The organism is Gammaproteobacteria bacterium, assembly GCA_021647245.1.
Taxonomy (GTDB): Bacteria; Pseudomonadota; Gammaproteobacteria; order RBG-16-57-12; family RBG-16-57-12; genus JAFLJP01.
Genome location: JAKIVC010000008.1, coordinates 55,476 through 76,617 on the forward strand (window position 1 = coordinate 55,476; position 21,142 = coordinate 76,617).

21 protein-coding genes are annotated in these 21,142 nt (G+C 49.5%); 18 read left to right on the top strand and 3 right to left on the bottom strand.

Annotation, left to right across the window (positions count from 1 at the left end; genetic code table 11):
* Window positions 1–22 precede the first annotated feature (22 nt).
* From L3J94_03775 to rnhB, 16 genes are all read left to right on the top strand, one after another.
* The gene (locus L3J94_03775) at window positions 23–805 is read left to right on the top strand and encodes a response regulator (protein MCF6217873.1); all 783 of its coding nucleotides are present in this window, start codon (window positions 23–25) and stop codon (window positions 803–805) included.
* 435 nt (window positions 806–1,240) lie between these two features.
* Window positions 1,241–2,038 carry a 30S ribosomal protein S2 gene (gene rpsB, locus L3J94_03780; protein MCF6217874.1) on the top strand — a complete coding sequence of 266 codons (798 nt, stop codon included), beginning with the start codon at window positions 1,241–1,243 and terminating at the stop codon, window positions 2,036–2,038.
* Window positions 2,039–2,148: 110 nt separating this feature from the next.
* Entirely contained in the window at window positions 2,149–3,021 is an 873-nt protein-coding gene (tsf, locus tag L3J94_03785; protein MCF6217875.1) for a translation elongation factor Ts, read from the top strand.
* 5 nt (window positions 3,022–3,026) lie between these two features.
* Window positions 3,027–3,770, top strand: coding sequence for a UMP kinase (gene pyrH, locus L3J94_03790; protein ID MCF6217876.1), 744 nt, complete (start codon window positions 3,027–3,029; stop codon window positions 3,768–3,770).
* On the top strand, window positions 3,763–4,320 hold the full coding sequence (gene frr, locus L3J94_03795; GenBank protein MCF6217877.1) for a ribosome recycling factor: 558 nt from the start codon (window positions 3,763–3,765) through the stop codon (window positions 4,318–4,320). The genes pyrH and frr overlap by 8 nt, the downstream gene beginning before the upstream one ends.
* A 118-nt stretch (window positions 4,321–4,438) precedes the next feature.
* Complete coding sequence (locus tag L3J94_03800) at window positions 4,439–5,197, top strand: isoprenyl transferase (protein ID MCF6217878.1); 759 nt, start codon at window positions 4,439–4,441, stop codon at window positions 5,195–5,197.
* Entirely contained in the window at window positions 5,197–6,015 is an 819-nt protein-coding gene (locus L3J94_03805) for a phosphatidate cytidylyltransferase (GenBank protein ID MCF6217879.1), read from the top strand. The genes L3J94_03800 and L3J94_03805 overlap by 1 nt, the downstream gene beginning before the upstream one ends.
* Window positions 6,012–7,190 (top strand): 1-deoxy-D-xylulose-5-phosphate reductoisomerase, encoded by a 1,179-nt coding sequence (ispC, locus tag L3J94_03810; protein MCF6217880.1) that lies wholly within the window; start codon window positions 6,012–6,014, stop codon window positions 7,188–7,190. The genes L3J94_03805 and ispC overlap by 4 nt, the downstream gene beginning before the upstream one ends.
* 7 nt (window positions 7,191–7,197) lie before the next feature.
* Complete coding sequence (rseP, locus tag L3J94_03815) at window positions 7,198–8,568, top strand: RIP metalloprotease RseP (GenBank protein MCF6217881.1); 1,371 nt, start codon at window positions 7,198–7,200, stop codon at window positions 8,566–8,568.
* Window positions 8,569–8,571: 3 nt separating this feature from the next.
* Window positions 8,572–10,923, top strand: coding sequence for an outer membrane protein assembly factor BamA (gene bamA, locus L3J94_03820; protein MCF6217882.1), 2,352 nt, complete (start codon window positions 8,572–8,574; stop codon window positions 10,921–10,923).
* 42 nt (window positions 10,924–10,965) lie between these two features.
* Window positions 10,966–11,481, top strand: a complete 516-nt coding sequence (locus tag L3J94_03825) for an OmpH family outer membrane protein (GenBank protein ID MCF6217883.1) — start codon at window positions 10,966–10,968, stop codon at window positions 11,479–11,481.
* Complete coding sequence (lpxD, locus tag L3J94_03830; protein ID MCF6217884.1) at window positions 11,478–12,500, top strand: UDP-3-O-(3-hydroxymyristoyl)glucosamine N-acyltransferase; 1,023 nt, start codon at window positions 11,478–11,480, stop codon at window positions 12,498–12,500. The genes L3J94_03825 and lpxD overlap by 4 nt, the downstream gene beginning before the upstream one ends.
* A 15-nt stretch (window positions 12,501–12,515) precedes the next feature.
* Window positions 12,516–12,959 (top strand): 3-hydroxyacyl-ACP dehydratase FabZ, encoded by a 444-nt coding sequence (fabZ, locus tag L3J94_03835; protein MCF6217885.1) that lies wholly within the window; start codon window positions 12,516–12,518, stop codon window positions 12,957–12,959.
* A gap of 2 nt (window positions 12,960–12,961) precedes the next feature.
* Entirely contained in the window at window positions 12,962–13,732 is a 771-nt protein-coding gene (gene lpxA / locus L3J94_03840; protein MCF6217886.1) for an acyl-ACP--UDP-N-acetylglucosamine O-acyltransferase, read from the top strand.
* A 63-nt stretch (window positions 13,733–13,795) separates the two neighbouring features.
* Window positions 13,796–14,932, top strand: coding sequence for a lipid-A-disaccharide synthase (gene lpxB / locus L3J94_03845; protein ID MCF6217887.1), 1,137 nt, complete (start codon window positions 13,796–13,798; stop codon window positions 14,930–14,932).
* Window positions 14,922–15,518 (top strand): ribonuclease HII, encoded by a 597-nt coding sequence (rnhB, locus tag L3J94_03850; GenBank protein MCF6217888.1) that lies wholly within the window; start codon window positions 14,922–14,924, stop codon window positions 15,516–15,518. Before lpxB ends, rnhB begins: the two co-directional genes overlap by 11 nt.
* Window positions 15,519–15,524: 6 nt before the next feature.
* On the opposite strand, the gene yaaA is transcribed toward rnhB, so the two are convergent.
* The gene (yaaA, locus tag L3J94_03855; GenBank protein ID MCF6217889.1) at window positions 15,525–16,304 is read right to left on the bottom strand and encodes a peroxide stress protein YaaA; all 780 of its coding nucleotides are present in this window, start codon (window positions 16,302–16,304) and stop codon (window positions 15,525–15,527) included.
* Between the two features lie 224 nt (window positions 16,305–16,528).
* Between yaaA and ppnN the strand changes: the two genes are divergently transcribed.
* A complete protein-coding gene (gene ppnN / locus L3J94_03860; GenBank protein ID MCF6217890.1) occupies window positions 16,529–17,884 on the top strand; it encodes a nucleotide 5'-monophosphate nucleosidase PpnN in 1,356 nt (451 codons plus the stop codon).
* A 432-nt stretch (window positions 17,885–18,316) separates the two neighbouring features.
* Here the strand turns inward: ppnN and L3J94_03865 are convergent, their stop codons facing one another.
* Both L3J94_03865 and L3J94_03870 read right to left on the bottom strand, forming a co-directional pair.
* Window positions 18,317–18,988 (bottom strand): SDR family oxidoreductase, encoded by a 672-nt coding sequence (locus L3J94_03865; GenBank protein MCF6217891.1) that lies wholly within the window; start codon window positions 18,986–18,988, stop codon window positions 18,317–18,319.
* A 58-nt stretch (window positions 18,989–19,046) separates the two neighbouring features.
* Window positions 19,047–19,952: a Tim44-like domain-containing protein gene (locus L3J94_03870; GenBank protein ID MCF6217892.1), complete on the bottom strand. Its 906-nt coding sequence runs from the start codon at window positions 19,950–19,952 to the stop codon at window positions 19,047–19,049.
* A gap of 221 nt (window positions 19,953–20,173) precedes the next feature.
* Here L3J94_03870 and L3J94_03875 point away from each other — a divergent pair, with 221 nt between their 5' ends.
* Window positions 20,174–21,022, top strand: coding sequence for a DUF3025 domain-containing protein (locus tag L3J94_03875; GenBank protein ID MCF6217893.1), 849 nt, complete (start codon window positions 20,174–20,176; stop codon window positions 21,020–21,022).
* Window positions 21,023–21,142 lie beyond the last annotated feature (120 nt).

Below are 21,142 nucleotides of genomic sequence, written 5' to 3' on the forward strand. Positions count from 1 at the left end.
TTAACCGTCTCAGGAGGTGGTCGTGGATTTTTCGGATCTTTCAATAGTCGTCGTTGAGCCTTCACGCACCCAGGGGCGCATCATAGGAAAAAACCTTTTAGACGAAGGGGTCGCCCATTACAAATGGTTCTCCAGTGGTGAAGCCGCATTATCCGCGCTGCCCCGGTTACTGCCCGACCTGGTCGTAAGTGCCCTCTACCTCCCCGACATGACCGGAGTTGAACTGGTCCATGCCATTCGCAAAAACGAACGCTTTGAACAGATCATGTTCATGCTGATCTCCAGCGAGACAGATGAACAGGCACTCGATCCCATTCGTCAGGCGGGTGTCGTGGCCATTCTGCCCAAACCATTCGAATCAAAAGACCTGCACCGCGCCCTGGCCGCCACAATGGATTTTGTAGAGCCAGCGTCTCAAGTCAATGATGAGTTCTTTGAAGACCTGCGCGTACTGCTGGTGGATGACAGCAATATCTCTCGCAGCATGCTGCGGCGTATTCTGAATAGCTTGGGTATTGAAAGTATTGTAGAAGCAACCAATGGCTCAGAAGCCGTCACCGCACTGGAAAGCGGTTATTTTGACTTGGTGATTACCGACTTCAACATGCCCGAGATGGATGGACAGGCGCTGGTACGTTACGTGCGTTCATCCGATACCCTGAGCAGCATCCCGGTGTTAATGGTCACCGGCGAACATGACGAACAGCGCCTAGCCGCCGTACACCAAGAAGGCATCTCCGCCGTCTGTGATAAACCCTTCCAGCCCGCCTCATTCTCCGCACTGCTGCGCAGTCTTATTGAGTAATTTTTAAAAATATCTATCCCGCCACTCTCTCGTCAAATGCTTTAGCGCCTAACCAATGGGCAAGGTGCTAACCACTTGCAAAAGACCTAAGGTGTATTTTGCATCTCTTCTCACTCATTACCTCCTCAGTCAATGTACGGTTTTATGAGGCCGTTGCAAGCCGCTTAAAGTCACCCCACCGTATAGCAAAGCACAAAAACGCTACGTGTGGTGTAGTGATGATCCGGGGGGTAGGGTGGTTGCATTCGTTGTTGTTCGTGGTTGTTTGTGGTATAAAGAGCGCCGCTAATAGCGCAATATGTTTTTGGTGGATGATTCACCAGAAATTTACTTAAAAATACTCACATAAACCGTCACATTTTCTTGGGTGCCTTTTGATATTGAGGTTGGGAGATGGGGTTTATGGAGGTCTAACCCATAATTTAGGAGATTTTCGTGAGCAATACTACAATGCGTCAAATGCTGGAGGCCGGTGTTCACTTCGGTCATCAAACCCGTTACTGGAATCCAAAGATGGATGAGTTCATCTTTGGTGCGCGTAACAAGATCCATATCATCAATCTGGAAAAAACACTGCCCCTCTATAAAGATGCAATGAGCTACATTGGCGGTATTGCGGCTAAAGGTGGCAAGGTTCTGTTGGTAGGCACCAAGCGTGCAGCCCGTGATGTGATCAAGGAGCAAGCTGAGGCTTGTGGTATGCCATACGTTAACCAACGCTGGTTAGGCGGTATGCTGACTAACTTCCAGACGGTTAAGCAGTCAATCAAACGCTTGAAAGAGCTGGAAGCGCAGCGTCAGGATGGAACCTTTGAACGCTTGACCAAAAAAGAGGCGTTGATGCGTACCCGTGAGCTTGAGAAGCTGGATCGTAGCCTGGGTGGTATTAAGGATATGGGCGGTTTGCCGGCAGCTATCTTTGTGGTTGATGCAGGTCATGAGAAAATTGCTATCTGTGAGGCTAAGAAGCTGGGCATTCCCGTGGTCAGTATCGTTGATACCAATACCGACCCTAGAGGCATTGATTATATCATTCCGGGTAATGATGACGCGATGCGTGCTATCAAGCTGTATGTTGAGGGTGTTGCTGAGGCCGTCTCTAATGCGCGCACTGCATCAACCGTTGCAGGTGTCGCATCGGATGAGTTTATAGAGGTTGAAGCGAAGACTGAAGCGAAAGTTGAAGTCAAAGTTAAGACTGAAGCTAAGACTGAAGAGGCCAAGTCAGCTTAGGCGAACGACGACTATTTGTCGATAGAAGGGGGCGTAGCCCCCTTTTTTTGAAATTTTTTCCACACCTGCAGCAGCGGGTATGCGTAATATCTATTATAGAGGGTTTTCAAATGAGCATTACTGCGTCAATGGTTAAAGAGCTGCGTGAGCGCACTGGCTCAGGCATGATGGAGTGCAAAAAAGCCTTGGTTGAGACCAGTGGTGATATTGAACAAGCGATTGAGAACATGCGTAAAAATGGCATGGCCAAAGCAGATAAAAAGGCGGATCGTGTGGCTGCCGAAGGGCTGATTGGCGTGCAGGCAAATGCAGATGCCAGCGTAGTGGCGATGGTTGAGGTGAATTCTGAAACTGACTTTGTCGCTAAGAATGAAGACTTTTTAGCCTTTACTCGCAATGTGGCTGAGTTGGCACTCAATAATGAGGTGGCTAATGCAGAGGCACTACTGGCGACTGGCATGGGTGATGGCACAGTTGATGATGCGCGCAGAGGCTTGATTGCGACCATTGGTGAAAATATTACGGTACGGCGTGTGGCAAAAGTATCTGCACCGGTTGTGGGTGCTTATCAGCACGGTACTCGTATTGCTGTATTGGTTGGTATGGAAGGTGGCAGTGCCGAGTTGGCGCGTGATGTTGCGATGCACATTGCCGCAAGCAAGCCGGTTTGTGTTGATGAAAGTGGTGTTGATGCCTCTCTGATTGAAAAAGAGAAAGCAATCTTTACTGCGCAGGCGCAAGAGTCAGGTAAGCCCGCTGAGATTATCGAAAAGATGATTGGTGGTCGTATCAATAAACTGTTGAAAGAGATTACTTTGTTGGGCCAGCCTTTTGTTAAGAACCCCGATCAAACGGTTGCGCAGTTGCTGAAAGAGGCGGGTGCCACGGTGACCTGTTTTACACGTTTTGAAGTGGGTGAAGGTGTTGAGAAAGCAGAGGCGGATTTCGCAGCAGAGGTTATGGCTCAAGCAAAAGGAGCTTAATGAAAATGGCAGAGCAAGCGGGCAAGAGAGGATATAAGCGCGTATTACTCAAGTTGAGTGGTGAGGCGCTAATGGGCGGGCAGGAGTTTGGTGTTGATCCTGTCGTCATAAAACGTGTTGCGGAAGAGGTGGCCGAACTGCATGAGACTGGCGTGGAGCTGGGGCTTGTTGTGGGGGGGGGTAATATTTTTCGCGGCATTAGCTTGTCCGCAAGTGGTATGGATCGATCGACCGCTGACTACATGGGAATGCTGGCAACTGTGATGAATGCCCTTTCTTTACAGGATGCTGTTGAACGTGCCGGTGTTGATTGTCGGGTGATGTCGGCTCTGCCTATTAACCAGGTTTGTGAAGAGTATATTCGTCGTCGTGCGGTTCGCCACATGGAAAAAGGGCGGGTGGTGATTTTTGCTGCGGGTACCGGTAACCCCTTTTTCACCACCGACTCGGCGGCCAGTCTGCGAGGTATCGAAATTGGTGCTGAGGTGGTGCTGAAAGCGACCAAGGTAGACGGGGTTTATAGTAGTGACCCAGTGAAAGACCCCTCTGCGACGCGATACAGCAAATTAAGTTACGATGAAGTGTTAAATAAGAACTTAAAAGTAATGGATGCAACGGCCATTGCACTGTGCCGTGATTATAATATGCCGTTACGTATTTTTGATATGAATAAGCCGGGTGCGCTGATGCGAATTATCGCCGGTGAAAATGAAGGCACCTTGGTCTATCAGGGAGAAAACAATGATTAACGAAATTAAGAGCGATGCGGACTCTCGCATGAAAAAAAGCATCGAGTCACTGACTAAAGAGTTGAGCAAGCTGCGTACAGGGCGTGCTCACCCCTCTATACTTGATCAGGTGATGGTTGACTATTACGGCACACCAACTCCGTTGAGTCAGGTGGCCTCAGTGTCGGTAACTGATGCTCGTACGCTGACCGTTACACCCTGGGAAAAACCATTGGTACCCGTGATTGATAAGGCGATATTGACCGCTAACCTGGGGTTGAACCCTGTCACATCGGGCAGTAATATCCGCGTCCCTCTCCCACCACTGACGGAAGAGCGTCGTCGCGACTTGATTAAAGTGATGCGCGGTGAAGGAGAGCAAGGCCGCGTGGCAATACGCAATATTCGTCGTGATGCGATCAGTGATATTAAATCACTACTGAAAGATAAAGAGATTACGGAAGATGAATCGCGCAAAGCAGAAGATGATATTCAAAAAATCACCGATAAAAATATTGCTGAAATTGAGAAGTTGCTGGATGCTAAAGAGAAGGATCTCATGGAGATCTAGAGGTGAAGTTGTGCTTTGTTTATACTCGGATAGGTTATAAACAAAGCAGGTTGTATCGGCCCCATTACCTTTGCGCAACCGGTGGTGCTGCTAATTTGCAATTCAAGTATGGATAGTAATGTCTGAATCCAAAATAAAGCTACTAACAGCAGCCTCTACTCCAAGGCATGTTGCTGTGATTATGGATGGAAATGGTCGTTGGGCTAAGGCACGCAGACGACCGCGCTTTATGGGGCACAAGGCGGGTGTTGAGTCGGTTCGTACGGTTGTTAATAGCTGTGTCGATAGTGGTGTTGAAGTGTTGACACTGTTTGCTTTCAGCAGCGAAAACTGGCGTCGGCCTGAAGAGGAGGTGGGGGCCTTAATGTCTCTTTTTGCCACCGTGCTTGAACGAGAGGTTAAGAAGCTTCATAAGAGTAATGTCTCCCTGCGCATCATCGGCGAACTCAATGCATTTACGCCTAAGATGCAGAAGCTGATTGAAAAGGCGGAGAGCCTTACCGCCAACAATACCGGATTGATACTTGTTATAGCCGCTAATTACGGCGGCCGCTGGGATATTGCCCAAGCGACGATGAAGCTGGCATACCAGGTGGAGCGGGGTGAGCTGGGTGCCGCTGATATCAATCCTGAAAGGGTGGCGGAAATGCTCTCACTTGCTGACCTTCCTGAACCCGACCTCTTTATTCGTACCGGCGGTGAAAAACGCATTAGTAACTTTTTGTTGTGGCAACTGGCTTATACCGAACTCTATTTTACCGATACGCTGTGGCCAGACTTTAAAGAAGAGGCTTTTAACGAGGCGCTACTCTCTTTTGCACAACGCCAGCGCCGCTTTGGTAAAACGGGTGATCAAATAGAGCAGGAAAAAAAATAGTGTTGAAGCAGCGCGTGATCACGGCTGTGATATTAGTTCCCCTTTTTGTCTGGGCAATTTTCTACCTGCCCAATCCCTATTTCGCTATTTTATTTGGCCTGATTGCCACTATTGGCGCTACTGAGTGGTGCCGGTTGGCGGGGATTCCTGCTGGTTTTGCAAGTGGCAGTTTCAGTGCCGTTGTCGTGGTGTTGATGGGGCTTATGTGGGTGATTTCCACAGATAATGTCGCACTGTTAATGCTGCTGTTTGGTGGCGTTGTTGCCTGGTGGCTGCTGGTGTTGGCTATGGTGCTTAACTACCCGAATGGCAGCTTACTGAAAAGTAGCTTCTTTAAGGTGTTTGCCGGCCTGCTGTTGTTGCCACCTTGCTGGTTCGCATTGGTTATTTTGCATGACCGCCTTAACGATGGCCCTGCCTATGTGCTCTTTTTACTCAGCCTTATCTGGGTGGCTGATAGTGCGGCCTATTTCGTTGGTCGTCAATGGGGCCAAAAAAAGATGGCACCGAATGTCAGCCCGGGGAAGACCATGGCGGGGTTGTGGGGTGCCATTGGGGGCGGGGCACTCTGGTCAATAGTGGGCATCGTCTGGCTACAACCCACTCAGAGTATCGGTTTTATTGGGTTGTGTATGGTGACGGTGCTGTTTTCAATTCTTGGGGATCTGGCTGAAAGTATGTTTAAGCGAAATGCTGGCGTTAAGGATAGTGGTCGTCTGTTACCCGGGCATGGTGGCGTGTTAGATCGTATCGATAGCATCACGGCGGCTGCGCCGGTCTTTGTGCTGGGTTTGTTGCTGCTGGAGTGCGGTCTATGATTGGTGTCTGTCTGCTCGGGGCGACCGGTTCCATTGGTGATAGCACGCTGGATGTCATTGCACGCCACGCTGATAACTATCGAATTATTGCACTAACAGCGAACGCTCAGGTGCCTAAAATGGTCAAACTGTGCCAGCAGTTTGAGCCTGACTATGCGGTGATGGCATCGGAACCGGCGGCGGAAATACTTCAACAGCAACTGAAGTCGCTCTCTTTGTCCACGCAAGTGCTCTCGGGAACTGCAGGGCTTGAGCATGTCGCTGCGCTGCCAAGTGTTGATTATGTGATGGCGGCGATTGTGGGTGCAGCGGGTCTGTTGCCAACATTAGCCGCTGCTCGTGCGGGAAAGCGTATTCTCTTGGCCAATAAAGAGGCGCTGGTGATGTCGGGCCGGCTCTTTATGGATGAGATCCAACGCAGCGGTGCTGAATTGCTGCCGATTGATAGTGAGCACAATGCGATTTTCCAGAGTATGCCGGTGGACTTCTCCCGTGGTCTTGCGGCATCGGGGGTACGCCGAATTCTGCTGACAGCATCGGGCGGCCCTTTTCGAACCAAAAGTCTTGATCAGTTGCAGCATGTGACACCTGAGCAGGCGATTGCTCACCCCAACTGGGTGATGGGACGTAAAATTTCGGTGGACTCGGCATCGATGATGAATAAGGGGCTCGAGTTGATTGAGGCATGCTGGTTGTTTGATGCCAAACCAAGTCAGGTGCAGATCGTAGTGCACCCTGAGAGTATGATTCACTCGATGGTGGAGTATGTGGATGGCTCGGTTATCTCGCAAATGGGTAATCCCGATATGCGCATTCCAATTGCACATGCGATGGCGTGGCCAAAGCGGATGGCATCGGGTGATAAAGGAATGAATATTTTTGAGGTGGCACAGCTCAACTTTGAAAAAGCGGATGAACAGCGCTTCCCCTGCTTGCGTCTTGCCCGTGAGGCGATTGAGGCGGGGGGTACTTTGCCAACGGTTCTTAATGCCGCCAATGAAGTTGCGGTTGAGGCCTTTTTAGAGAGTGGCCTGCCATTCTTAGCGATTCCGCAAGTGATTGAAAAAACGCTTGAAGAGAGTACCCATAAAAAAGCACGCTCGTTGGAGGTTATCTTTGATGAAGATAGAGAGGCCAGAGTATTGGCCACGCAGTTTGTTCGTCAGTTAGGTTGAATAAATAATGGTAGAAAACTTACTGATTGCGATACCCGCTTTTATTGTTGCTCTCGGGCTGCTGATTGTTATTCACGAGTTTGGCCACTACTGGGTTGCACGTAAGGTGGGTGTCAAAGTGCTGCGCTTTTCAGTGGGTTTTGGTAAGCCTATCTGGCGTTATCAGCGCAGTGAAGATGATACCGAGTTTGTGGTGTCAGCGATCCCTCTCGGCGGTTACGTGAGCATGCTGGATGAACGTGTGGCTGAGGTGCCGGCGTCGCAACGTGGTCAGGCGTTTAACCAGCAAAAAATTCACCACCGTGTTGCTATTGTGGCAGCAGGGCCACTGTTTAATTTTATGTTTGCCATTCTGGCCTACTGGATGATGTTTGTGGTAGGGCTGCCAGGGTTAAAGCCGGTCGTGGGTGATGTGGCGGCTAACTCGATCGCGGCCACGGTTGATATTCGTGTGGGTGATCAAATTGTTGCGATAAATGGAGAGCCCACCGCAACTTGGGGCGCCGCCAGTCTTGGGGTATTGGCCAGCAACCTTGATCAGCAAACACTGCGAATGACACTGCTCGATGAGTGGCAACAGAGCCGCGAAGTTGAGTTGACCCTGCCGGAGGTAGGTGAAGAGTTTGGTAAGCAGGGTGGTTTGCAGCAACTTGGCTTAACGCCGCTTCGCCCCCAAATTGAGGCGGTGATTGGCAGGGTGCTGGATAACAGCCCAGCCGCTGCAGCGGGTCTGATGATCAATGATAAGCTGCTCGCTGCGGATGGCCAGCCGATGGAAGATTGGATGAGCTGGGTAAGCTATGTGCGAGACCGTCCGGGGCAGATGATTTCGCTGCGGGTGTTGCGTGATGGTCAGGAGCAGTGGCTAACCATCACGCCGGAGCGGGTAGAAGAGAATGGCGTTGCCGTCGGCAAAATTGGTGCCGGGGTGAGCATGCTCAAACGTACTATCCCGGATGAGTTGCTAGCGGTGCAAAAATATGGGCCGCTAGAGGCTATTTCAGCTTCTTTCGAAAAAACCTGGGATATGAGCCTGATGAGCCTGCAGGTGATGGGTAAAATGTTGACAGGTCAGGTTTCGCTGAGTAATTTGAGTGGCCCAATCACCATTGCCCAGTATGCCGGTTATTCGGCGCAGGGTGGCCTACCCACTTTTCTGGCTTTTTTGGCCGTCATCAGTCTGAGCCTTGGGGTGCTGAATCTGTTGCCTATCCCAATGCTGGATGGCGGGCACTTGCTCTACTACCTGATTGAATATGTGAAGGGTTCACCACTCTCGGATGAATCACAGGCAGTGGGTATGCGTATTGGAATGTTCTGCATTCTGATGTTGATGAGTGTTGCGCTGTATAATGACCTAATACGAATATTTGGATAGTGTGTGTTCACAAATAAGCTAATAACGCGGTTGCGTCAGACTCTTTTACTTCTACTGCTGCCGATCTCTGTACACGCTTTTGAAGTGCAGGATATTCGCCTTGAAGGCTTGCAGCGTATCTCTGCGGGTACGGTGTTTACCTATCTTCCCTTCAAGGTGGGTGAAAACCTGGATGATGAGCGCTCAGCCGATATTATACAGAGACTCTATGCGACGGGGTTTTTTCTTGATATTCGACTGGGTCGTAGTGGTGATGTTCTGGTGCTCGGCTTTGAGGAGCGTCCATCCATCGCAAAGATTGCGTTTGAGGGTAATGAAGAGATTACAGATGAGCAGTTAGAGATGGTTTTAAAGGATCTCGGATTGGTTGAGGGGCGTATATTTAACCCCTCTCAGCTGGAAAAAATAACCCAGGAGTTACGTCGCCAATATTACAGCCAGGGAAAATATGGTGTCTCTGTGGCCAGTGAGTTAATAGAGAGCGGTGATAATCTGGTGGAGATAAAGGTGACCATTGACGAGGGAGATGCTGCCCGTATTCATCAAATTAACCTGATTGGCAACACAGCATACAGTGATGATAATTTGTTAAATCGCCTAGAGCTGGGAGAGGCCCCGTTCATCTCTCTGTTCAGCTCGCGGGATCAATATTCAAAGCAAAAGTTGTTGGGTGATATTGAGACCTTGCGCTCATATTATATGGATCGTGGCTATCTGGAATTTGCTATTGAGTCAACCCAGGTCTCCGTTACACCAGATAAACAGGGGGTCTATGTTACGGTTAATCTTGTTGAAGGGGCACAATACACGGTCTCCTCGATAAAGCTGGTGGGTGATTTGATCGTTAATGAGGCTGAGCTGACGGCGCTGCTAGCGCTTTCTGCGGGTGATGTTTTTTCACGTAAAGGGTTGACCGAAAGTACCCATGCACTGAACGAGCGTTTAGGTTTCGAAGGTTATGCCTTTGCCAATGTTAACGCGGTGCCTGACGTGGACAAAGAGAATCGAACCGTGGCACTGACAATCTATGTCGATCCGGGTAAGCGGGTTTATGTGCGCCGTATTAACATCTCGGGCAATACAAAGACTTTTGATGAAGTGATACGTCGCGAGATACGCCAAATGGAGGGCGGATGGCTCTCAACCCAAAAGGTCAATCGTTCACGCACGCGGATACAGCGTTTGGGATATATACAAGAAGTGGGCGTTGAGACGCCCGCAGTGCCGGGCAGCTCAGATCAGGTAGATATCAACTTCCAGGTAACCGAAGGGCGCTCTGGTAGCTTACAAGCGGGAGCGGGCTATGGCACCAACGGCATGGTTTTCAACATGTCCGTTACTGAACAGAGCTTTCTGGGTAGTGGTGAGAGTGTGCGCCTAGCATTTGATAACAGCCGGGCAGTCACCACCTATAACCTCTCCTTCACTAACCCCTACTATACACTGGATGGCATCAGTCGGGGCTTTAGCCTCTACTCCACATCAACGGATGGTGGTGGAGCCCGTGTTGCGGATTATAATACGGATGTGCTGGGTGCCAGTTTGAGTTTTGGCTTTCCACTGAGCGAGTATAATCGTGCACGCCTAGTGTTCGAATATGAAAATATTAGTATCGATGCGCCGCTGAGTAGTGTGGGTCCCAAGATAGACCGCTGGGTTCAGGATAATGGCGATCAATTTGATAGCTTGATGATATCGGCCAGCTGGAGTCATGACTCCCGCGATCGTACCCTGTTTGCCACCAAGGGGTACCTGCAACGCTTGACACTGGATTACTCCTTTCCAGGCAGTGAACTGGAGTACCTTAAAATCCGTCACAAACAGACATTTTTATGGCCATTTATATTTGATACATCGTTGTCGATCTCCACCGATGTGGGGTATGGTCGTGGTATCGGTAATACCCAAGGGCTACCGTTTTTTGAGAATTTCTACCTGGGTGGTGTGAACTCTTTGCGCGGTTTTTCCAGTAACTCCCTAGGGCCATCAGATACGGTAAGCTGGACAGATGGCACGACCGATGACAATGGGAATCTTGTGACCTATACACGGACTAAGGTTGTGGGTGGTAATAAAAGGCTGGGTAGCAGCTTTGAATGGGTTTTTCCATCACCCTTTGAAGAGTATGAACGCAGCTTTCGCTGGAGTTATTTTATAGATGCCGGTTATGTTTTTGGGTACGATATCCCCTTTGATCGACAGAGCATCCTTGATGAGATTAGAATTTCACATGGTATCGCGATGAAGTGGGTAACCCCGGTTGGTATTTTAAATTTTAGCCTGGGCTACCCGATTCGAAGTGAAGAAAATGACGAGATAGAGCGTTTCCAGTTTACGATTGGAGCCCCTTTCTGACATGAATTATGTTGAGCAGTTACACAATAATTGGGATTAGATATGCGTAAAACTTTATTTGCTTTAGCCATGCTGTGCAGTAGTACGGTTGTGGTGGCTGATATAAAAATTGGTGCGGTGGATCCTGCTAAGGTTTTAGAGCAGGCACCTCAAGCAGAAGCGGCTAAAAAGATGCTTGAAAAAGAGTTTTCCGGGCGTGACCAAGAGCTGGTCGTATTACAGCAACAGTATCGCACTTTGGAAGAGTCACTTGCGCAAAACTCATTGATGATGAGCCTAGAGCAGCGCGGTAAAAAAGAGCGTGAGCTGCGAACCCTGCAACGGGATATTGAGCGTACTCAGGAAGCTTTTCGTGACGATCTTAACCTTCGTCGAAATGAAGAGTTCGGTAAATTACAACGTGAAATATATGAAGCGATCATCAAGCTGGCTGAACGAGAAGGCTATGACCTTATTTTGAGTGAAGGTGTTATTTATGCCAGTGGCAAAGTTGACCTCTCTGATCAGCTGATCAAGCAACTGGAACAGCAATATAGTCAATCAAAATCGACTCCATAGGGGGTGGTATGACAGTTACCGTTGCAGAACTTGCTGCACAGTTGGGTGCGCGGGTAGAGGGTGATGCTGAACATTTGCTTAAGGGTGTCGCTACTCTCAGTCAGGCGGGCCCCGGACAGCTCAGCTTTTTGGCAAACAACAAATATCAACACCAGATGGCGACCACCACCGCCACCGCCGTGCTGGTTCGCGAGTCTGAGGCGGCTGATTGCCCAGTGACGGCGATGATTGTGGAAGACCCCTATCTAAGTTATGCCAAAGCAGTTGCTTACCTCTACCCGGAGCACCGTGAAGCGGGCGGCATACACCCCCGCGCATGTGTTGATGAAAGCGCCTCTGTTGACCCTTCCGCATGGATTGCAGCCAATGTGGTGGTGGAGGCTGGTGCGCAGATTGGTTGTGGTGTGCAGATAGCAGCTGGCTGTGTGATTGGGCGCAATGCAACCCTGGGTGCCGATAGTCGACTGCACGCCAATGTTACGCTGTATGCGGATGTTCAAATAGGCCAGCGCTGCTTAGTGCACAGCGGCACGGTTATCGGTAGTGACGGCTTTGGCTTTGCCAATGAAAACGGCAAATGGATCAAGATTCAGCAGCTAGGTCGCGTCATCGTGGGCGATGATGTGGAGATTGGTGCCAATTGTGCGATTGATTCGGGAGCAATCGACGATACGGTTATCGAAGAGGGTGTCAAAATGGATAATCTTATCCAAATTGCACATAATGTTCGAGTGGGTGCTCATACTATTATGGCCGGCCACTCCGGTATCGCGGGTAGCAGTGTGGTGGGTAAATATTGTGCGATTGCAGGCGCGGCAGGGATCGGCGGTCATCTTGAAATCTGCGATAATGTGACCATTACCGCCATGAGTATGGTGATTAAATCGATCTCAAAGCCGGGGGTTTACTCTTCAGGTATACCGGCTGAGGAGAATAGAGAGTGGAATAAGCGGGTTGCACGCATCAGTCGATTGGATAAATTGAATGATCGGGTACGGCAACTGGAAAAAAAATCTTAATCAAGGTGTAACTAATTGGACTCCATGGATATTTACGAGGTGTTAAAGCACCTCCCTCATCGTTACCCTTTCCTGATGGTTGATCGTGTTATTGAGTGCGAGCCGGGTAAGCGCCTAGTGGCCATTAAAAATGTCTCCTTTAATGAGCCCTACTTCACCGGCCACTTTCCCGATAAACCGGTCATGCCGGGTGTCCTTATTCTGGAGGCGTTGGCTCAGGCAACGGGAGTTTTGGGGTTTAAAACGGCAGAAAAGACCAATGATGATGGGTCACTGTATCTGTTTGTGGGTATCGATAATGCGCGCTTTAAACGGCAGGTTATCCCAGGTGATCAATTGCAGCTGGAGGTTGATTTGACACGTACTATTCGTAATATCTGGAAGTTCGACACGGTGGCAAAAGTGGATGGTAAGGTGGTCGCCTCTGCCCAGATAATGTGTGCTGAGAGTGAGCTATAACATTGATAGATACGCGTGCAATTATTGATTCCTCGGCGAGCATAGCGGAGGGTGTCTCTATTGGCCCTTTCAGCGTCATTGGGGCGGATGTGGTGATCGGTGCCGATTGTGATATTGGCCCCCATGTGGTGATCAATGGGCCGACAGAGATAGGCGTAGGCAATAAAATCCACCCCTTTAGCTCGATTGGCTGCGATCCACAGGATAAGAAATACGGTGGTGAGGCAACCCGGCTGGTGATCGGTGACCATAATACGATTTTTGAATATGTCACCATCAGTCGGGGTACCACCCAGGATCGCGGTGTGACCACGATTGGTAGCAAAAACTGGATTATGGCCTACGTTCACATTGCCCATGACTGTCTGGTAGGAGATGACACTATACTGGCTAATAATGTGACCCTGGCAGGGCATGTGGATGTGGGTGATGGTGCTATTTTGGGCGGCTTCACTCTGGTGCACCAATTCTGCAATGTTGGTTTGCAGAGCTTTAGCCAGATGAACAGCGTAATATCAAAAGATGTGCTCCCCTTTTTAATGGTGGGTGGCCATATGGCTAAAGCCCACGGTCTTAACAGTGAGGGGCTAAAACGCCGAGGTTACAGTGCCGATAGCCGCGCCGCCTTAAAGCAAGCGTACCGTATTGTTTTTCGCTCGGGCCTTAAATTAGATGAGGCTAAAGAGGCACTTATAGAATTAGCCGGCGGGCACCCTGAAGTGGCGATTATGAGTGATTTTTTAGCCAAATCCCACCGAGGTATTGTGCGTTAATCGCTTGCCCTGTGCTGAGTTGATGGCGAACACTATCGAGCAGCTTTTTTACCGAGGTAAACCATGCGTATAGGTATTGTTGCCGGTGAGGCTTCGGGAGATATTCTTGCCGCTGGCCTCATTCAAGCCATTAAACAGCGATACCCGCAAGCGCAGTTCGAAGGTATTGCCGGCCCACTCATGATCGAACAAGGGTGCGAGGCACTGTGCGATATGGAACGACTCTCAGTGATGGGGATCGTTGAGGTGCTGGGTCGTTACCGTGAATTACTGGGTATTCGCAATCGAGTGGCTGAGCATTTTATCGATAACCCGCCAGATCTGTTTGTGGGTGTCGATGCACCTGACTTTAATCTGGGGCTGGAAAAAAGGCTCAAGCAACAAGGTATTCCAACGGCGCATTATGTGAGCCCATCGATATGGGCGTGGCGCCAGGGGCGTGTGAAGAAAATCGCCCAAAGTGTCGACATGATGCTGACACTCTTTCCTTTCGAGGCAAAATTCTATCAACAACATCGTGTGCCCGTGACGTTTGTTGGCCACACTCTCGCTGATCGAATTCCTATGATCCCGGATGTTGTGGCCGCCCGTCGTGCCCTCTCACTGCCAGAAAATAGACGTATCGTCGCACTGTTGCCGGGTAGCCGTGGCAGTGAAGTCTCACGCTTGGCAGAGCCTTTTATTGGTACCGCACAGCAGTGTCTCTCGGCAGAGCCGGATTTACACTTTGTAGTGCCGCTGGTCAACCAGAGCACCCGTGCGCTATTTGAATCCGCCCTGGCGCAGCACGCCGCCGATCTTCCCATTACCCTTATCGATGGCCACTCGCGGGAGGTGATGGCAGCCGCTGATGTGGTGTTGCTCGCCTCCGGTACGGCAACACTTGAGGCGCTATTGCTGAAAAAACCGATGGTTGTCGCCTATAAAGTGAACTGGTTAACCGCTTTTCTGGCGCGCCGACTGCTTCAAGTCGAAAGTGTTTCATTACCTAATAACCTAGCGGGGCGAAAAGTCGTTGAAGAGTACCTCCAGGAGCGTGCCGTAGCCGAATTGTTAGCGCCGGCGGTATTGCAATATTTGCAAAACCCTCACCAGTCGGAGGCGATTACACATATATTTGAAGATATTCACCGTGAATTACGCAACGGGGCAGACAACAGAGCGGCTGAAGCATTGCTGGAGATGATCGATGCAAAATGAGTTGGATTTTAGCGCAGACAATCGTTTAACGGCGGGTGTGGACGAGGTTGGTCGCGGCCCGTTGGCAGGCCCGGTAGTTGCGGCAGCGGTTATTCTTGATCCAGATAATCCGATAGAGGGGTTGGCAGACTCTAAAAAGATAAGCAAAAAGCGTCGAGAGCAACTGTATGAAGAGATCATACAGAAGGCGATGGCGTGGTCGATTGCACGGGCTGAAGTGGAAGAGATCGATGAGATTAACATTCTGCAGGCATCACTGCTGGCAATGTCGCGGGCGGTGGCGACACTGCCTATTTCACCCGATCATGCGCTGGTAGATGGTAATAAATTACCGCTGCTTAACTGCACGGCTGAAGCCATTGTAAAAGGGGATGAGAAGGTGCCTGCAATCAGTGCTGCTTCGATTATTGCCAAGGTTGCCCGTGATCGTGAAATGGCGGCAATGGAGCTTAAATACCCCGGCTATGGTTTTGACAAGCACAGTGGATACCCAACCAAGGCGCATATGCAGGCACTGAAAGAGCTGGGTGTTACGCCGATACATCGCCGAAGTTTTGCCCCGGTAAGGCGGCAACTTGAAGCGTAGCCCTCTCTACAATGCTTCCCGGTTGCGGGTGAATACCCAGTCACTCTCTTGGCTAAGTGCCGGGTTGAATCGGTAGCCATCTTCGGTGAAGTGCTTTAGCTCTTCGGCTGAGTCTACTCTGTTTTTAATAATGTAACGGCTCATCTTGCCCCGGGCTTTTTTCGCATACACACCCATCACCTTGTAGCGTCCATTTTTATAATCTTTGAAGTGAGGGGTGATAACTTCACCATTGATTAGTGATGGTTTGATCGACTTGAAATATTCATTTGAAGCCAAGTTGATAAGCTGTGTTGAGTGGTTTAGCTGCATCTGCCGATTGATGCCGGTAGTGATAACATTGCCCCAAAAATGGTAGAGATTTGACCCCCGCTCCGTATCAATTTTGCGGCCCATCTCTAGGCGGTAAGGCTGCATCAAGTCTAACGGGCGCAGTAGGCCATAAAGGCCGGAAAGTATGCGCAAGTGTTGTTGAGCAAACTGGAACTCCTCTTCACTAAAGCTCGTCGCATTCAGCCCACTGTAGACCTCTCCTTTAAAAGCCAATATCGCCTGCTTTGAGTTATTCAGGGTGAACGGTATCTGCCACTGCTTAAAACGTGTGGCATTCATGCGAGCTATCTTCTCACTCACCGCCATGGTGGCTGATATGTCAGCCACACTGTAGTGGCGCAGCCGTTCAATAAGCTGTTGAGCCTCTTGCAGGTAGTCATTTTGACTGTATTGCAAGGTGGTGGCGGGGGTTTGGTAATCAAGCGTTTTGGCGGGAGATATGACAATTAGCATCGGTTACTCGGTTATTGTGTGGACTCTTAATTTATTATACGCAAATTGTACTCGGTTAGCAGAAATGACCGGTTTATCGATTGCTGCCAATTTAATGTTTGCACTCTATTTTCCGATAATAGATTGCGGTGCTTGTGAGTTTTCACGCTTCTTGTATGCCAAAAATCATAAAAAGTCAGAATGCTATCTGATGAAGTAGGAGTTGTTAAATGACACATGAGTTGATCAATGCACGTATTACACCGGAAACCCATCTGAATATTCTCTCTCAGTCAGAGGTCGAGAAGCTGCTCGATACGAGTCAGGGGGGGCTCTACAATATTTTCAGAAACTGCTCACTGGCGGTGTTGAGTTGTGGAAGCACGCTGGACGATGGTAAAGAGCTGCTCGAGCGCTACCCCTGCTTTGATATTCAAATTGTTCAGCAGGAGCGTGGGGTGAAGCTGGATGTGAACTGTGCACCGGCCAGTGCTTTTGTTGATGGCAAGATGATTAAAGGGATTAACGAGCATCTGTTTGCTGTTTTGCGGGATATTATCTATGTCAGCAATGAAATAGAGAAAAATCCCAAGTTTGACCTTGAGTGCTCAGAAGGAATAACCAATGCGGTTTTTCATATTTTGCGCAACGCTTCAATATTACAGCCAGACCCCAACCCCAACCTAGTTGTCTGCTGGGGCGGGCACTCCATTCTTCGTGAGGAGTATGAATATACCAAAGAAGTTGGGCACGAAATGGGCCTGCGAGACCTCGATGTCTGTACCGGCTGTGGCCCGGGCGCGATGAAGGGCCCAATGAAGGGTGCCACCATTGCCCATGCCAAGCAACGCATTGTAGGGGGGCGTTATATCGGAATGTCTGAGCCGGGTATTATCGCCGCTGAATCACCCAATCCAATTGTCAATAACCTGGTTATTATGCCTGATATAGAGAAGAGGCTGGAAGCGTTTGTAAGAACAGGGCACGCTATCGTTGTTTTTCCTGGCGGGGCTGGCACGGCGGAGGAGATCCTCTATCTATTGGGCATTTTACTGCACCCCGATAATGCCGATATGCCTTTCCCCTTTATATTAACCGGGCCAGAAAGCTCAGAATATTACTTCAAGGAGATCGATAGCTTTATCGCCTCGACGCTCGGTACTGAGGCGCAGCAGCGCTATAAGATTATCGTGGGTGATCCTCAGCGGGTTGCACAGGAGATAAAAGAGGGGATCGCCCAAGTACGTCAATTTCGTCGTACAACCAGTGATGCCTTCTACTTTAACTGGCTGCTTAAAATTGAACACGAGTTCCAGAAGCCGTTTGAGCCAACCCATGAAAACATGTCCAACTTGGCACTGCATCATGATCAGCCCAGCCATATGTTGGCGGCTAATCTTCGGTGTGCCTTTTCCGGGATTGTAGCGGGCAATGTTAAGGATGAAGGTATTAGAGCCATTGAGGCGTTTGGTCACTTTGAATTGCGTGGCGATGCGGGGATTATGGCAGCGATGGATACGTTGTTGAAATCATTTGTCGAGCGGCAACGAATGAAGCTGCCCGGGAAGCGGTATGAACCATGCTACAAGATAATTAAGTAGAAATAAGGGGAGCCAACAGCTCCCCAAATATAGGCTTATGATGATGCTTTATTGGTGCTGCGTGTTGCCCAGACTGAGCTGCTACTAGTGCCTCTCTCATTTAGGTCTTTTGCAAATTTCTTTGCGTAGTCCGTTACCTGCTTTTTGGTGCCACAGCGTAGTCCGGTAATGGTCGAATTGCCATCATTTACCACGTAGCGGTACCATGAATCGGGATTGTCGTCTATTGGGCTATCTGTTTTTTCTACCTCTAGCACAGTATAGTGACGCCCGCGATGAAAGGATTTGCTTACGACTTCGTTAGTTTGTTGCATAGTTACCCACCTTTGCTCCATTCTATTCCATGACAGACGAGTTCCCCCCAAGAACTTTGAAAGCCCGCCATGACATCGTTTCGAGCTTACCATGAAAAGAGTTTGATTACTAACGTGATTAATAGGGTACTTGTTCGCCGTCATAAGCCACGAAAGCGCCAATGGGATATTGATCAATATGTTGAATGACTTTGCCCATTCCTTCGACCGAAATCTGCACGGTTATTTCACCGTTATGATTGGTCATATCGGTTTTAACCCAGCCGGGATGCAACGTTATGACGCGGATCCCTTTATCAAGCAGATCAATGGCTAGCGATTTTGAGGTAATGATTAAAGCGGCTTTTGATGCGCGGTAGGCGTAGCCGCTTCCACTGCCATTATCATCGGAAGAGCCCATTTTTGAGCTGATGTTGGCGACCGTGCCTTTTGCAGCCATGAGCGCAGATTGCAGCGTGCGCGTCACCTGAAGCGCACCAATACAATTGACCTGAAAGAGATCCATCATCACTTGCGAGGTGATGTTCTCAAGGCTTTGCCCCGCCTGTTTTTTAGGGCCATAGATACCCGCATTGTTAATGAGAATGTCGAGGGCTTGCGGTAGCGAACCCTGCTGAGGTGATGGCTCGGTTACATCCCATTTAAGGAGGTGCAGTTTATCTGTCTTGAGTGCTGTTAACGATGAATGATCACCCCGATAACAAGCCCAAACCTCAGCCCCCTGAGCTAGATAGTAGTTGGCAAAGGCTAAGCCGATGCCGCGATTGGCACCGGTAATGAGGACATTCATGAGGTCTGTATTCCCAAATAATCAGCTGGAGCTGATCTCCACCTGTTGTGTGATTAAGCTACTCTTCTACCTGCTGGATACCATCCAAGTACCAGGTTGGGGTGAGCGAACCGGCAGGCCGTACAAAGTGCCAGACTTCACTGACGCGACTCTCCTTGCCATCCTCGGAGAGGTGAGTTTCAAAGAGTACCGTCGCATCCATAGCGCCCCTCAGTTGTTGAGCACTCATTAGCTCAGCGTTTAAGGCAACTATTTTCGTTTCGCTGCTCTTTTCGCGACTACGCAGTTGATCTTGAATCTCTGCAAAGACATGGTCTGTTGTGAATTGGCGAATATCAGCAAGATCCCCCTCATCCCAGGCATTTTGCAGTCGTGCATAACACGATTTAGCCCCCTCGATGAAACTCTCTTTATCAAAATCACGCGAAATATCACCGCGTAAGTCGTCCAGTGAAATTCCACCAAAGTGCGTATCACTGGGTGTTGTCGGTGCAGTGTCAGTATGGCTGCCCGGCGGCTGTTGTGGTTCAGTACTAAACGCCTGTGAAAGGGGGCCTTGTGGCGTGGCTGCCTGGTGATGGCGGCGGCGTGAAGTGAGTATTTTGAACAGAATGAAGCCAATTAAGGCAAATATCAGGATATCCATGAAGTTGATATTTTCAAATGCGCCGCCAAAGAACATCGCACCGAGAAGCCCGCCAATCGCCAGCCCGCCCAAAATACCCATCATGCCGCCTCTACTGGCCAGCTGCTGTTTCTGTTGTGCATTTTGCTGCTGGGCCGGGGAAGCGGATTGTTTTTGTACCGGTTTGTCGGCGCTTTTCTTAACACTGTTGCTCTGGCTGAATTTACTGCCAAATGAGTTGCCACTGCCAAATCGTTTTGCCTCGGCAGGACTTATTGTGCTGATAATCAGTAAAAATGATGCTGCGAATACCATGAAAAGTGAAAGCAGGTTGTTCATCCTCGATCCCATAATAAAAAACTCTGGTAATTGTAATGATTGGGATTGTACACCAAACCAGTAGGGATGTTAGAGGTAATCCAGATTGCCAACCCCCCGCTTGCATAGATACTTCTTAGGGGCTCAAGTGGGGCATTAAATAAGCCTGCAGTAGGTGACGTGGCTATAGAATGACTGGATAATGGCGGCTTCAGCCCTGAATTTAAGAGAAGTAGTCGGTTATGACTTTGCAGCACCTTCCTCCGTGGCGTGGTGATTTTTTTAAAGATTCACCGATATTTGAGCCTATGGCTCCTCTATTGGCGCATTTTTCACGCTTTTCTGAGTGGCCTGAGCTGGACGATTTGCAGGCTTTTCTGGATGCTTGGCCAAGGCCGATCCAAACGCTGACTGGAAAACGGCTCTCTATTGTTGAGCAGGCGGGAAAGCCGCTTAGTTTTGAAGAGCATTATGCACCTCGCATCTACACTACCGGCGAGATTCAAACTCGCCGGGAAAATTGGCACGATTTTTTTCAGTACCTTACCTGGTTTATGTTTCCTGAAACCAAGGCGCAGATTAACGCTATTCATATTCCCCATGCCCGGGCACGCATTGCTTTAGGCCAATCGCTGGGGCGGCGGACCCCTATAGAGAACGCACTCTCTCTGTTTGATGAGGGCGGGGCGCTGCTGGTCTCCAGTGATGAGACGTTGCTGGATAGAGTGAAAAACTTTCAATGGAAAGCGTTGTTCTGGGAGAATAGGGGGCCACTGGCTGAGCACTTTGAGTGCATCACCTTTGGTCATGCCATGTATGAAAAAGGTTTAGTGCCCTATGTGGGAATGACCGCTAACACCCTGACGCTTCACTGCCCGAAATCATTTCATAGCAAATCCTGGGTTGATAAATGGCGCTGGCTGGATAAGCAGTTGGCGGCTATTTTTTCTCAGGGGGATGTGTTGCAGAAACCGAAAGATCTATGCCCTTTTCCGATTCTTGGAATGCCGGGGTGGGACCCTGCCAACAGTGACGAAGTTTATTATGACAATCATCACTATTTTCGCCCTGGACGAGGTAGACATCGCTAGGAGGCTGTCGGGCTTAGGTGATCGTAGCGAGGGAAAGCCATTTTGAGTCCATTTTTTTGATCGTTTGAGGCGAATATTGAGCATATTCAACGAAAATGATCGGAGAAATGGGCCTGAATG

What these genes read in the sequence shown, in the direction of transcription:
- tsf (MCF6217875.1), top strand. Translation starts at nt 2,149, where the DNA reads ATGAGCATTACTGCGTCAATGGTTAAAGAGCTGCGTGAGCGCACTGGC.
- pyrH (MCF6217876.1), top strand. Translation starts at nt 3,027, where the DNA reads ATGGCAGAGCAAGCGGGCAAGAGAGGATATAAGCGCGTATTACTCAAG.
- frr (MCF6217877.1), top strand. Translation starts at nt 3,763, where the DNA reads ATGATTAACGAAATTAAGAGCGATGCGGACTCTCGCATGAAAAAAAGC.
- L3J94_03800 (MCF6217878.1), top strand. Translation starts at nt 4,439, where the DNA reads ATGTCTGAATCCAAAATAAAGCTACTAACAGCAGCCTCTACTCCAAGG.
- ispC (MCF6217880.1), top strand. Translation starts at nt 6,012, where the DNA reads ATGATTGGTGTCTGTCTGCTCGGGGCGACCGGTTCCATTGGTGATAGC.
- rseP (MCF6217881.1), top strand. Translation starts at nt 7,198, where the DNA reads ATGGTAGAAAACTTACTGATTGCGATACCCGCTTTTATTGTTGCTCTC.
- L3J94_03825 (MCF6217883.1), top strand. Translation starts at nt 10,966, where the DNA reads ATGCGTAAAACTTTATTTGCTTTAGCCATGCTGTGCAGTAGTACGGTT.
- lpxB (MCF6217887.1), top strand. Translation starts at nt 13,796, where the DNA reads ATGCGTATAGGTATTGTTGCCGGTGAGGCTTCGGGAGATATTCTTGCC.
- rnhB (MCF6217888.1), top strand. Translation starts at nt 14,922, where the DNA reads ATGCAAAATGAGTTGGATTTTAGCGCAGACAATCGTTTAACGGCGGGT.
- yaaA (MCF6217889.1), bottom strand. Translation starts at nt 16,304, where the DNA reads ATGCTAATTGTCATATCTCCCGCCAAAACGCTTGATTACCAAACCCCC.
- L3J94_03865 (MCF6217891.1), bottom strand. Translation starts at nt 18,988, where the DNA reads ATGAATGTCCTCATTACCGGTGCCAATCGCGGCATCGGCTTAGCCTTT.
- L3J94_03870 (MCF6217892.1), bottom strand. Translation starts at nt 19,952, where the DNA reads ATGAACAACCTGCTTTCACTTTTCATGGTATTCGCAGCATCATTTTTA.
- L3J94_03875 (MCF6217893.1), top strand. Translation starts at nt 20,174, where the DNA reads ATGACTTTGCAGCACCTTCCTCCGTGGCGTGGTGATTTTTTTAAAGAT.